Source organism: Stenotrophomonas sp. YJH_SMC_17, from assembly GCF_059371655.1.
This window is the reverse complement of the sequence record NZ_JCAFUU010000003.1, coordinates 23019-35857: the sequence shown is the minus strand read 5'-3', so window position 1 is coordinate 35857 and position 12839 is coordinate 23019. Positions and strand designations below refer to the sequence as shown.

Below are 12839 nucleotides of genomic sequence, written 5' to 3'. Positions count from 1 at the left end.
GCGGCAGGCCTCAGTGCGACTTTTCGTCGGTGTTGCCGTTCGGGTCGATCGCCGGCATCGTCGCCAGCTGCGCCGTCGTGGCCTGCACCGCCTTCACCTGCTGGCCGAGCGAAACCGCACTACCGTTGCTGACGATCACCCGTTCGCCGGCCATGAGGCCGTCGGTGATCTGCCACTGGTTGCCGACCACCTGGCCGGTGCTGACCCGGCGCTCGATCACATGATCCCTGGCATCAAGCAGGCGCAGCAGCGGCTCGCCGCGTTCGTTGCGCAGCACCGCCTTCTGCGGCACCAGCAGCGCGCGCGCGTCGGTGGCCATCGGCAGCACTGCCTTCAGGTACATGCCCGGCAGCAGCAGTCCGTCCGGATTCGGGATGACCGCGCGCAGCACCACGTTGCCGGTGCCCGGATCCACCGCGCTGCCGACGAACTCCAGGGTGCCTTCATGCGCGTAAGTGCTGCCGTCTTCCAGCAGCACCTTCACCTGCGCCTTGCCATCGATGGCCTTCACCAGGCCGGCATCGAGCTGTTTGCGCAGCGCCAGCATCTGCGTGCTGGACTGGGTGACATCCAGGTAGACCGGGTCCAACCGCTGGATGGTGGTCAGCGCGGCGTCCTGCCCGGCCGCGACCAGCGCGCCAGCGGTGACGCTGGAGGTGCCGATGCGACCGTCGATGGGAGCGGTCACGCGGGTGTAGTCGAGGTTGATGCGCGCGGCCTGCAATGCCGCGCGCGCCGCAATCACGTTGGCCTGCGCCTGCTTCAATGCCGAGGTGGCATCGTCGGCGTCCTGCTTGCTGGCCGCATCCATGCTCACCAGCGCGCGGGTGCGCTCGGCCTTCGGCTGCGCCGACAGCACGGTGGCCTCAGCCTGCGCCAGCTGGCCACGGGCGGTATCGAAAGCCGCCTGGTACGGCGCCGGGTCGACCTGGTACAGCAGCTGGCCGGCCTTGACCTGCTGGCCTTCGGTGAACAACCGCTGGCGGATCAGGCCGCCGATCTGCGGCCGCACCTCGGAAATCTCGAACGGCACCGCGCGACCCGGCAGGGTCTGCTGCAGCGCCAGCGGCTGCGCGCTGGCGTTGATGATGCCCACTTCGGGCATGGCCGGGGCTTCAGTCCTGCCCGCCGAACAGGCCGCCAAGGCCAGCAGCAGGGGCAACAACAGCGGACGGGGGGTACGGGACAGCGGGCGCAGGAGGGACATGGGGGGCGTGGGGGCCTTGCGTTGACCCGTGCACGCTGCCGTGGAACTGTGCAGAGAATATGGAGATTGTGCGACCAGCTCAGCTGGCGCTTGCTTTCGGCGCCGCATGCGCCGCTAATGGCCCCCGCGATGGCGAAGATTCGACTCAAATTCGGCCTGACCGCGAAGACCTTCCTCGCGATCTTCACCGCCTGCCTGCTGGTGCTGGCAGTGAATGGTATTGCCAGCCGCGTCGCCTTCCAGACCGGCTTCCTGGACTACCTCAACGACCAGGGCGACCTGCGCATGCAGCGGCTGATGCCGCACCTGCAACGCGAGTACCGCGAACATGGCGGCTGGGAACATCTGCACGGTGACAGCGACCGCTGGGCGCGGCTGCTGCGCCCGGAACTGGCCCACGGCCATGAAGGACCGGTGCCGCCGCTATCCGACCAGACCGGCGTACCATCGCGCCTGGGCCTGTTCGATGCACGGCACCGGTGGGTGGCCGGCAATCCCGACGCCACCAGCGACGACGAACCGCATGCGGTGCAGGTGGACGGGCAGACCGTCGGCTGGCTGGGCATGGTGCCGTTCCAGACCGTCATCGCCACCAACGACCTGAACTTCTACAACACCCAGGTGCGCGCGTGGTGGGTGATCGGCATCGCGCTGCTGCTGGTGACGGTGCTGCTGGCCTGGCTGGTATCGCGGGCGCTGCGCCAGCGCCTGGCCAAGCTGGCCGCGGCCACCCACCGCTTGGCCGCCGGTGACTACGCCACCCGCATCGAGCGCACCAGCGACGATGAGCTGGACGCACTGGTCAATGACTTCAACCGGATGGCGCAGGCGCTGGACGATACCGAGCGCAACCGCCGCGCCTTCATCGCCGACATCTCGCACGAGCTGCGCACGCCCCTGGCGGTGGTGCGCGCCGAGCTGGAGGCGATCGAAGACGGCATCCGTCCGCTGGACCGCGCCAACCTGGTGGGCCTGCAGGGCGAGATCCGCCAGTTGGGCAAGCTGATCGACGACCTGCACGACCTGTCGATGACCCAGTCCGGTGGCCTGGCCTACCGCTTCGCGCCGCTGGACCTGGTGGCGCTGCTGCGCAGCGAGCTCAACGGCATGCGCGTGCGCTTCGCCAATGCAGGCCTGGCGCTGGAAGAAGACCTGCCAGCCACACCGTTGCAGGTGTCCGGTGACGAACGACGCCTGCAACAGGTACTGGCGAACCTGCTGGAAAACGCGCTGCGCTATACCCACGCCGGGGGCCGCGTGCACGTGCAGGCCGCGCGCGTGCCCGCCGGCGTGCAGCTGATCGTGGAAGACACCGCGCCGGGCGTGCCGGCCGACAAATGCGGGCTGCTGTTCGAACGCTTCTACCGGGTGGAAAGTTCGCGCAACCGCGCCAGCGGCGGCAGTGGTCTGGGACTGGCCATCAGCCACAACATCATCCTCGCCCACCACGGCCACATCCACGCCGAGCCCTCGCCACTGGGCGGGCTGCGCGTGGTCATCACCCTGCCGGAGCCTGCATGAGCACGTCGCCCGCTACGTCCGCGAAGATCCTGATCGTCGAGGACGAGCCACGCTTGGCCTCGGTGCTGCGCGACTACCTGGCCGCCGCCGGCATGGCCAGCGAGTGGGTGGACGACGGTGGCCAGGTGATCGACGCCTTCGCGCGCTACCAGCCCGACCTGGTGCTGCTGGACCTGATGCTGCCACAGCGCGATGGCGTGGACCTGTGCCGTGAACTGCGCGCCAGCAGCGATGTGCCGGTCATCATGGTCACCGCACGGGTGGAAGAGATCGACCGCCTGCTGGGCCTGGAGATCGGCGCCGACGACTACATCTGCAAGCCATTCAGTCCGCGCGAAGTGGTCGCGCGGGTAATGGCGGTGCTGCGCCGCTACCGCCCGGATCCCGGTGCGCGCGCCAACGGCGGCCTGCACATCGACGAGCCGGCCGCACGCGCCACCTGGAACGGCAAGGGTCTGGACCTGACTCCGGTGGAGTACCGCCTGCTGCGCACGCTGCTGGCCACGCCAGGGCGGATCTGGGCACGCGACGAACTGCTCGACCGCCTCTATCTGGACCATCGCGTGGTGGTCGACCGCACCGTCGACAGCCATGTGCGCAACCTGCGCCGCAAGCTGGCCGACGCCGGCATGGAAGGCGAGCCGATCCGCTCGGTGTATGGCATGGGCTACAGCTACGAGCCTTGAAACAACCGTAGAGCCGAGCCCACGCTCGGCTGCTTCTGCCCGAATGGTCGGCAAGCCGAGCGTGGGCTCGGCTCTACAACACACCACGCAGGTATCATCGTCGCGAATGCCCTGATTTGCGGAGACACCGATGAACCCGTTGCGCCCCTTCCGCGACAAGATGCCGGTCCTCGGCGAGCGCGTGTACATCGACCCGGCCTGCACCGTCATCGGTGATGTGGAACTGGGCGACGACGTGTCGGTGTGGCCGGCCACGGTCATCCGCGGCGACGTCAATTACGTGCGCATCGGTGCGCGCACCAACGTGCAGGACGGCACCATCATCCATGTCAGCCACCACAGCCCGTACAACAAGGCCGGCTGCCCGACCCTGATCGGCGAGGGCGTGACCGTTGGCCACGGCTGCATCATCCACGCCTGCACCATTGGTGATTACAGCCTGATCGGCATGGGCGCCTGCATCCTCGACGGTGCCCGCGTTGAACGTCACGGCTTTGTCGGTGCCGGCGCGGTGGTCGGCCCGGGCAAGGTGGTGGGCGAAGGCGAGCTGTGGGTCGGCAATCCGGCCCGGCCGGCGCGCACGCTGAGCGACAAGGAGATCGAGTCGCTGCATTACTCGGCCGACCACTACGTACGGCTGAAGGGCGAGTACCTGGGCTGAACGGCCAACACCGCCCGACGGCTCTGCTAAAGTCTGGGCCCGACCAGGATCTGTCGAGACCCCCCATGCCTGTGGCTGCCTGCCGGAGAGGACTCCGGCGCCCACAACGAAGGCCATCGCGCTGATGGCCGCACCGATGCTCGATACCTACCGCGAGGTGGTGACGCCGGAGGGCGTGCTGCTGCAGTTGCCGGCGGCTGGCCCGCTGCCGCGGGCGATGGCCTGGCTGGTGGACCTCGGTGTGCGCATCGCGGTGCTGGTGCTGATGTCGATCCCGCTGGCACTGCTGGACACGTTCGGCTCCGGCCTCTACCTGGTGCTGATGTTCCTGGTCTACTGGATCTACCAGATCGTCTGCGAGGCGCTGTGGGGCCGCACCCTGGGCAAGCGTGCGCTGGGCCTGCGCGTGCTGTCGCGCGATGGCGCACCGGTGGGCTGGATGGCAGCGATCACCCGCAACCTGCTGCGCACCGTGGACATGCTGCCGTTCGGCTATGCGCTGGGGCTGGTCAGCAGCCTATTCGATCCGTATGGACGGCGCCTTGGCGACCTGGTGGCCGGCACCGTGGTGGTGCATGCACCCGCGCTGTACCTGCCTCCGCCGCCCACCATCGACAGCGTGCTGGCGCCGCCGCAGCCGCTGCGCCCGGAGGAACAGGCCGCTTTGATGGCCTTCGCCGAGCGTGCACCGCGTTTGTCCGCGCCCCGCCAGCAGGAGCTGGCCGGCATTGCCGAACCGCTGACCGGCAGCCAGGGCCAGATCGGCGTGCTGCGCCTGTATGCAATGGCCAACTGGTTGCTGGGGCGGCGATGAGACAGGAACAGTTCGTCGCCCGCTACCAGCAGGAGTGGCAGGACCTGGAGCATTGGCTGCTGCTGCGTGCCGGTGCCTCGCGCCGCGCGCGCCGCAAGGCCAGCGGCCTGGCACTGGACGATCCCGCCTTCCCACAACGCTACCGTCGCCTGTGCCAGCAATTGGCGCTGGCCCGCGAGCGCGGCTACAGCCCCCAACTGATCCAGCGCCTGCAGCAGCTGATGCAGCAGGGCCACAGCGTGCTGTACCGCACACGACCGACGCGCTGGCGCGCCTCGTTGGAATTCCTGGTGGCCGACTTCCCGCTGCTCGTGCGCAGCCAGGCACGCAGCATGTGGGTAGCGCTGGCGATGTTCGCGCTACCGGCCATCGCCTGCTTCGTGCTGGCGCAGGTCTACCCGGACCTGATCCACATGCTGATGGACAACCGCCAGATCGCCGCGATGGAGCGCATGTACGACCCTGCCGCTGAACGGCTGGGCCGCGACAGCGGCACCGACTGGATGATGTTCGGCCACTACATCATGAACAACATCAGCATTGCCCTGCGCACGTTCGCCAGCGGCCTGCTGGCCGGGCTCGGCACGCTGCTGGTGCTGCTGTTCAACGGCGTCACCATCGGGGCGGTGGCCGGCCACCTGCAGCACATCGGCCACGGTGGACCGTTCTGGCGCTTCGTGGTCGGCCATGGTGCCTTCGAGCTGACCGCGATCGTGATCGCCGGCGGTGCCGGCCTGCAGCTGGGCATGAAGCTGCTGGCACCGGGCCGGCGCAGCCGCCTGGATGCGTTGGTCGACGGTGGACGCATCGGTGCCCGGCTGTGCCTGGGCGTGGCGTTCATGCTCCTGGTCGCGGCCTTCATCGAAGCGTTCTGGTCATCGATCGCCGAGGTCCCCGCATGGATCAAGTTCAGCGTCGCCGTGGTGCTCTGGGCCGGCGTGCTGCTGTGGCTGTGGCGTGGCGGGCGTGGAGGCGGCGATGCGCATTGACCGCCTGGACGTGGTACTGCGCGCACGCAGTGGCTGGGAAGCGATGGAGCTGGGCAACGCCCTCACCCGCCGCCATGCGCGTGCGGTATGGGGCAGCTGGCTGCTGGCGAGCGCACCGCTGTTCGTGATCGTCAATGCACTGGGCTGGTGGCTGGATGCCTTTGGCTGGGCTTGGCTGGCGATGTGGTGGTGCAAGCCACTGTTCGAGCGTGCGCCGCTGTATGTGCTGTCGCGGGGCATCTTCGGCGAGCCGGTGGGCGCATGGGCGGCGCTGCGGGCGCAGCGCCGCTGGGGCAACACCGGTTCCTGGGGCTACCTGGGCTGGCGCCGCTTCAGCGTGCTGCGCAGCCTGTGCCTGCCGGTGAACCTGCTGGAAGGCAATGCACCCGGCCAGCGCGGACCGCGCCGCCGCGCGGTGGCGGCCGGCGCCGCAGGCTCGGCACTCGTCCTGACCCTGACCTGCATGGCGTTCGAAGCGGTGCTGGTGTCCGGTGCCATCGGTGCAGTGTTCATGTTCATGCCGCTGGACCTGATGTCCGAATCCTGGCGCGCGGCGTGGGACATGATCGGCAAGGACACGCCGGCGTGGGCACGGCTGGGCTTCAACCTGGCGTGCTGGCTGGCCTCGGTGCTGATCGGCCCGTTCTTCGTCGGTGCGGGCTTTGGGCTGTACTTGAACCGGCGCACGCAGATGGAAGCCTGGGATGTGGAGATCGCACTGCGCCGCCTGCGCGACCGCCTGCTCCCGGCGGCGTCGACGCTGGCCCTGCTGCTGTGCCTGGCACTGCCGCTGGTCCCCGCACCAGTGCGCGCGCAGGATGCGGATGCCGAGCCCGAACGCGCGATGGGCAAGCCCAGCGACAGCGGCATCACCGCCGAAGACGACGACGAAGAGCCGGTCATCGACCCCGCCAACACCCCGGCCAGCATCTTCGGCAGCACGCCCGTGGATACCGCCGGCTTCCGCCAGGCGGTGAATCGCGCCTACGAGGATCCGCTTCAACGCCCGACCCGCCAGGTCACGCACTGGAAGCCGATCGAGCAGGCCGAGGAAAAGAAGAAGGAAGACAAGACGCTGCAGAGTGACAGCAGCAACCAGGGCGAGCGCAAGGCACGCAAGGACGGTATCGCTTGGCTGGCACGGCTGGCCGAGTGGGGCCTGTGGGGCCTGCTGGGCATCCTGCTGCTGGTCCTGCTGCTGACCGCGCGGATGTGGTTGCCCTGGCTGCGCGGCAGCGGCCGGCGCAAGGCCGATGCAGCACCGCAGGTGATGGAGGAACAGGTTGAACTGCCCGTGGCGCTGCCGCCGGACGTGGCCACCCAGGCCGGCCTGCTCTGGGACCAGGGCCGGCCCCGCCAGGCGCTGGCCCTGCTCTACCGTGCCAGCGTGGTTACCGTGGGCGAGCGCAGCGGCATCGCGCTGCCCCCCGGCGCCACCGAAGCACAGTGCCTGCGCGCATCGCGCCGCATGCCTGACGCCATCGACCGTGACCTGTTCGCACGCATCGTTCGCATGTGGCAGTACGCCGCCTACGGTGGCCGCCTGCCCAGCCGCAGTGATTTCGACGCATTGGCCGCAACGCTGCGCCAGCAATACGGGTGGCAGGCATGAGCCCGCGCCTGTTCTGGTCGTTGCTGCTGGGCGTGCTGGTGCTGTTCGGCGTGCCGCTGACCATCCTCTACCTGCGCACGCATGAACGCGTGACCGAAACCATCCGGCTGCCGCCGCAGGGCGAGGCCGGTTACAACCCGCTGTACGTGCTCGGCCAGGCCCTGCGCGCCGACGGCATCGACGTGCATTCGCGACCACGGCTGGAACTGCAGCAGATGACGCTGGGGCCGCACGACACGGTGGTGCTGCTGCAGGACAGCAGCGAACTGCCGGCACCGGCCGCAAGACAGTTGCTGGACTGGGTGGACCGGGGCGGCCACCTGCTGGTGCGGACGCCGCCACCGGCCGAGGACGATGCCGGCAGCACGCAGGGGCCCTTGCTTGATGAGCTGGGCGTGGACAGCCTGTTCCAGCGCAGCGACTGCCAACCTTTCCACATCGACGACGACACCGGTCACAGCGAATTCTGCGGCGGCCGCCGCTTTACGCTGGGCTTTGCCGCGCGCGCGCAGGCCGAGCGTCGCTGGGGCAGTGACCGTGACCTGGTGTTCGCGCGCCTGCGTCATGGCCAGGGCAAGGTGAGCGTGCTGGCGGACATGGAGTTCATGCGCGGTGATGTCGACTCGCCTGCCGCGCGCCTGGCCGCGGCCGCCGGCGACGCCAGCGATGGCCTGCACGACAACGCCCACCGCGACCTGACCCGCTATCTGCTCGACCCGAACTATGGCAAGGGTGCGGTCTGGCTGGTCTACGCCAGCCGTCCGCCGTCGCTGTGGGCGCGCATGTTCTACCAGGGGTGGCCGCTGTGGGTGCCGCTGCTGCTGGCCCTGCTGGGCTGGCTGTGGCACCGCTCGCAGCGCTTCGGCAGCCTGCGGCCGTCGCCGGTGCTGGAACGCCGCTCGCTGCTGGAGCACGTGCGCGCCAGTGGCGAACTGCTGCTGCGCTTCGGCCATGGCGCACGCCTGTACGACGCCGTGCTCGCCCTGTTCCTGCACCGCCTGCGACTGCGTGCGCCGGTTGCCGCCGCGCTCGATGGCGCACCGCGTGAGCAGGCCATCGCCGCGCTGCTGCAATGGCCGCAAAGCCGCGTCGCCAGCGCGCTCACACCGCCTCCGCCGCACGATTCCTCCGCCCTGCGCGAGCGCATCCGCTTGCTGCTCCAGATGAGATCCCTGCTATGACCGAAATCCCCGAGCTGCCGGCGGCCGCCAATGCCCGCCTGATCGAACGCGTCGATGCCATCCGCGAGGCCGTCGGCCACGCCTTCATCGGCCAGGCCGATGTGCTGGACCAGATCCTGGTGGCCCTGCTGGCCGGTGGCCACGTGCTGATCGAGGGCGTGCCCGGGCTGGGCAAGACCCTGCTGGTACGCGCACTGGCGCAGGCACTGGAGCTGGACTACGGCCGCGTGCAGTTCACCCCCGACCTGATGCCCAGTGACGTCAGCGGCCACGCGGTGTACGACCCGAAAAGCGAGAGCTTCAAGATCCGCCGCGGCCCGGTGTTCACCAACCTGCTGCTGGCCGACGAGATCAACCGCGCACCGGCCAAGACCCAGTCCGCGCTGCTGGAAGTGATGCAGGAAGGCCAGGTGACCATTGAAGGCAAGGCCTTCACCCTGGCGCCGCCGTTCATGGCGCTGGCCACGCAGAACCCGCTGGAACAGGAAGGCACCTACCCGCTGCCGGAAGCGCAGCTGGACCGTTTCCTGCTGAAAGTGCTGATCGACTACCCGCAGCTGGAGGACGAGAAGCGCATGGTGACCGCGATCACCAGCGGCCGCTCCGCCAGCGATTTCGACCTGAGCCAGGTACCGCGCGTACTCGGTGCCGGGGAGCTGCTGGAGCTGCAGCGCGCCACCGCGGCGATCACCGTTGATGACGAAGTGATCGACTACGCGGTACGGATCGTGGCCGCTACCCGGCAGTGGCCAGGCATCGCGGTCGGTGCCGGCCCGCGCGGCAGCATCGCGCTGGTACGCGCCGCGCGTGCGCAGGCGGTGCTGGCCGGCCGCGACTTCGTCACCCCCGACGACGTGCGCGACATCGCGCGCCCCGCGCTGCGCCACCGTATCGCGCTGGCCCCGGAGCTGCAGATCGAGGGGCAGGATGCCGACGACGTGCTGGGCGCACTGCTGGCCAAGGTGGAAGCACCGCGCCGATGAGGCCTGCCCCGCTGCTGCTGGCGCTGCTGCTGGCCTGGGCCACCCTGGGTGGTCTCGTGCTGGGCGGCCTGCTGCCGCGCTGGAGCTGGGCGCTGGCCGCGGTGGCGATTGCCGTGCCAGCGTTGATGGATCTGTGGCGGCAGTCACGGCGTCCATCGCCGCAGATCCAGCGTGAGCTGCCCGAAGCGCTGGCATTGGGCGTGCGCCGCGAGGCCGCGCTGCGCCTGCAGGCGGACGCGGCGATGACGGTGCAGGTGTTCGATCTGGTCCCCGGCGGCTGGCCGCTGGAATCGCTGCCGCAGCGCGTGCGCCTGCAGCCCGGCAGCGCTTCCACCCTGCACTACCACCTGCAGCCGCTGCAGCGTGGGCACTTCCACTTCGAAGGCGTGCATCTGCGCATGCGCTCGCCGTGGCGGCTGTGGTGGCAGCAACGCACCCTGCCACCGGCGCTGGACGTGCGCGTCTACCCGAACTTCGTGCCGCTCACCCGCTTCGCGCTGTTCAGTGCGGACCAGGCCTCACGTCTGGTGGGTGCGCACGTGAAGCGCCGCCGTGGTGAAGGCACCGACTTCCACCAGATGCGCGAGTACCGCGTGGGCGACAGCCTGCGCCAGCTCGACTGGAAGGCCACCGCACGGGCACGCAAACTGGTCTCGCGTGAGTACCAGGACGAGAAGAACCAGCAGCTGCTGCTGATGCTCGACAGTGGTCGGCGCATGCTGGCCAGCGAAGGCGGGCTCTCGCATTTCGACCACGCCTTGAACGCTTCGCTGGTGGTGGCGTACCTGGCGCTGCGCCAGGGCGACGCCGCCGGCCTGTTTGCTGCCGGTGGCGAGCGCCGCTGGGTGGCGCCGCAGCGTGGCATGGGCACGGTCGAGCACCTGTTGCGTGCCAGCTACGACCTACAGCCGCGCGCAGTGGCCACCGACTACCTGGCCGCTGCCACCGAGGTATCGCTGCGCCAGCGCCGGCGTGCGTTGGTGATGCTGGTCAGCAACGTGCGCGACGAGGACATCGAGGATCTGCTGGCGGCGGTGCGCCTGCTGCAGAAACGCCACCTGGTGTGCGTGGCCAGCCTGCGCGAACGCGAGCTGGACGGCGCACTGGAGGGCGACGTGCAGACGCTGGAGGATGCCACCCGGGCCGGTGCCGCCGCACTGTACCTGCAGCAGCGCGCGAAGGCGCACGACGCGCTGCGCAGCGAGAAGGTGATGGTGCTGGACGTGACCGCCGATGCCCTGCCCGGCGCGCTGGTGGAACGGTATCTGGCAGTGAAGCGCGAAGGGTTGTTGTAGCCCTGCGCTTGACCGGAGCCGAGCATGGGCTCGGCTCTACACGTGTTGTTCCGCAGAGCCGAGCCCATGCTCAGCTGCAGTGTCAGCGTTCGCCCTGCAACCGCCGTTGCAAACGCTCCACCGCACGCTGCAGCAGCACCCGGTTGCGGGCCAGTTTCATCCACTGCGGCAGGCGCGAGAACATCGAACGATGATGGCCGCTGCCTTCGCGCAGTCTGGCCGTGGCGTAGTCGTGCAATGCCTGCAGGTGCTCGGCGTTATACGCCCACAGCAGGCCAGCCGAGGTCTTTTCCAGCAACCTCAAAGGCAGGCCGAAGTCCGGGTCGATGGCCTCGTTGCCACGCCACCGCGACCGGGTGACCTCGACATCGCTGCTGCGCCCACATTGGCTGCAGTCCGCGGACAGCACCCGCAGCGCAGATGTCTCTCGAGCGCGGCGAACTTCAGCGCTTATCCATTTGTGGCCGCAGTAGCCGCAAGGACGGTAGCCGCAGTAGCGCACCGGCCCCACCCAGTCTCCGGAGCCACAGCGGCTGCAACCGCAGCCGCCGTTCAATGCCTGGCTGCAACCCAGGCACCGGAAGCGGCGTGAATCAGGCGTACCTGTCACCCAACCCGGCGTGTCACATCGATTGCAACGCACCGCCACCCGGTCTGCATAGCGCCGCAGGGAGTGACCGTCGTCCCGGTGGCGCCCTGCCACCATCAGACGTAGATCCGCGTCGGCGCCTCATCAACGATCGCGTGCGGCACGAAGCGCGCACTGTCACGGGTGATCGCGCTGTCGTCCTCGCGGATGCCGATGCCGCAGGCATGGTCACCGATCACCCAGCTGCCGATCAGCGGATAGCCGCCTTCGAAGCGGGTCAGCGGATGCGCGCGCTGGATGATCGCGGGGCCATCGTAGGGGCCGTCGCTGCGCTGGGTGCTGCCATCGGTGAGGTGCATCTCGATGTTGGCGCCCTCGCGTGAGAACAGCGGCTTGCGCACCCAGCCCGAGGCCAGCGTGCTGCCGTCATCGAAGTGCGCTTCCAGCAGGTTCGGATGGCCCACGTTGCGCTGCCACAGCAGCGGCAGGATGCCCTTGTTGCTCAGCACCGCCTTCCACGCCGGTTCCAGCAGCTGCATGCCCGAACCGGGAAGCGCGCGACCGAATTCCTCGGCCATCAGGTCTTCCAGCGGGTACAGCTTGAACAGCGTGCCGATCACCGAATCGTCCAGCGCGGTGAAGCGGCCGTCCTCGGACAGACCGATGTCCTCGACGGCGATGGCCTGGCCATGCAGGCCGGCCTGCGAAGCGCAGTCGCGCAGGTAATCGACGGTGCCACGGTCTTCTTCGGAACTGCCCACCGCGCTGAAGTACAGCGGCGGCGGCAGCTGCGTGGCCAGTTCGCCGAAGCGCTCGACGAGCGCTTCGTGGATCGCGTTGAACTGGTCGGCGTGCTGCGGCAGGCGGCCGGCGTTGCGCTGGTCCTCCAGCCACTGCCACTGGAAGAAACTGGCCTCGAACAGCGAGGTCGGCGTGTCGTAGTTCAACTCGTACAGCTTGGCCGGACCGGTGCCATCGTAGGCCAGGTCCAGGCGGCCATAGAGATGCGGCTGGCGCTGGCGCCAGCTGTCGGCGATCCAGTCGCGGTAGTGCGACGGAATCGCCAGCTGGTCCATCAACCGTTCACTGGCGATGACATCGCCCACCAGGTCCAGCGCCATCTGGTGCAGCTCGGCGCTGGGGTCTTCGATGTCCTGTTCGATCTGGCGCAGGGTGAAGGCGTAGTACGCGCTTTCATCCCAGTACGGCTGCCCGTCGATGGTGTGGAAGCGGAAACCCGCCTCTTCCGCGCGTGCCCGCCACTGGGCACGCTCGGCAATCCGGATGCGCTGCATGGGTCG

12 protein-coding genes are annotated in these 12839 nt (G+C 68.9%); 9 read left to right on the top strand and 3 right to left on the bottom strand.

Going from position 1 to position 12839, the window contains the following annotated elements:
• Nucleotides 1-10 precede the first annotated feature (10 nt).
• Nucleotides 11-1207, bottom strand: a complete 1197-nt coding sequence (gene smeA / locus AC5P8Z_RS09865; RefSeq protein WP_495228953.1) for a multidrug efflux RND transporter periplasmic adaptor subunit SmeA — start codon at nt 1205-1207, stop codon at nt 11-13.
• Nucleotides 1208-1324: 117 nt separating this feature from the next.
• Here smeA and baeS point away from each other — a divergent pair, with 117 nt between their 5' ends.
• The 9 genes from baeS to AC5P8Z_RS09820 all read left to right on the top strand — a co-directional run bounded on the left by baeS (nt 1325) and on the right by AC5P8Z_RS09820 (nt 10949).
• Complete coding sequence (baeS, locus tag AC5P8Z_RS09860) at nt 1325-2728, top strand: sensor histidine kinase efflux regulator BaeS (RefSeq protein WP_495228952.1); 1404 nt, start codon at nt 1325-1327, stop codon at nt 2726-2728.
• Nucleotides 2725-3414, top strand: a complete 690-nt coding sequence (locus tag AC5P8Z_RS09855) for a response regulator (protein ID WP_019337017.1) — start codon at nt 2725-2727, stop codon at nt 3412-3414. The genes baeS and AC5P8Z_RS09855 overlap by 4 nt, the downstream gene beginning before the upstream one ends.
• 130 nt (nt 3415-3544) lie before the next feature.
• Complete coding sequence (locus tag AC5P8Z_RS09850) at nt 3545-4075, top strand: gamma carbonic anhydrase family protein (protein WP_295567450.1); 531 nt, start codon at nt 3545-3547, stop codon at nt 4073-4075.
• A gap of 124 nt (nt 4076-4199) precedes the next feature.
• The gene (locus AC5P8Z_RS09845) at nt 4200-4889 is read left to right on the top strand and encodes an RDD family protein (RefSeq protein ID WP_495228951.1); all 690 of its coding nucleotides are present in this window, start codon (nt 4200-4202) and stop codon (nt 4887-4889) included.
• Nucleotides 4886-5878 (top strand): stage II sporulation protein M, encoded by a 993-nt coding sequence (locus tag AC5P8Z_RS09840; protein ID WP_495228950.1) that lies wholly within the window; start codon nt 4886-4888, stop codon nt 5876-5878. Before AC5P8Z_RS09845 ends, AC5P8Z_RS09840 begins: the two co-directional genes overlap by 4 nt.
• On the top strand, nt 5868-7490 hold the full coding sequence (locus AC5P8Z_RS09835) for a DUF4129 domain-containing protein (RefSeq protein WP_295567454.1): 1623 nt from the start codon (nt 5868-5870) through the stop codon (nt 7488-7490). Before AC5P8Z_RS09840 ends, AC5P8Z_RS09835 begins: the two co-directional genes overlap by 11 nt.
• Nucleotides 7487-8671 carry a DUF4350 domain-containing protein gene (locus AC5P8Z_RS09830; RefSeq protein WP_495228949.1) on the top strand — a complete coding sequence of 395 codons (1185 nt, stop codon included), beginning with the start codon at nt 7487-7489 and terminating at the stop codon, nt 8669-8671. Before AC5P8Z_RS09835 ends, AC5P8Z_RS09830 begins: the two co-directional genes overlap by 4 nt.
• Complete coding sequence (locus tag AC5P8Z_RS09825; protein ID WP_286070291.1) at nt 8668-9654, top strand: AAA family ATPase; 987 nt, start codon at nt 8668-8670, stop codon at nt 9652-9654. Before AC5P8Z_RS09830 ends, AC5P8Z_RS09825 begins: the two co-directional genes overlap by 4 nt.
• Nucleotides 9651-10949: a DUF58 domain-containing protein gene (locus AC5P8Z_RS09820; RefSeq protein WP_286070292.1), complete on the top strand. Its 1299-nt coding sequence runs from the start codon at nt 9651-9653 to the stop codon at nt 10947-10949. Before AC5P8Z_RS09825 ends, AC5P8Z_RS09820 begins: the two co-directional genes overlap by 4 nt.
• An 82-nt stretch (nt 10950-11031) precedes the next feature.
• Here the strand turns inward: AC5P8Z_RS09820 and AC5P8Z_RS09815 are convergent, their stop codons facing one another.
• Together AC5P8Z_RS09815 and AC5P8Z_RS09810 are read right to left on the bottom strand one after the other, a co-directional pair.
• The gene (locus AC5P8Z_RS09815; RefSeq protein ID WP_495228948.1) at nt 11032-11358 is read right to left on the bottom strand and encodes a hypothetical protein; all 327 of its coding nucleotides are present in this window, start codon (nt 11356-11358) and stop codon (nt 11032-11034) included.
• 296 nt (nt 11359-11654) lie between these two features.
• A complete protein-coding gene (locus tag AC5P8Z_RS09810; RefSeq protein WP_286070294.1) occupies nt 11655-12833 on the bottom strand; it encodes a glutathionylspermidine synthase family protein in 1179 nt (392 codons plus the stop codon).
• Nucleotides 12834-12839 lie beyond the last annotated feature (6 nt).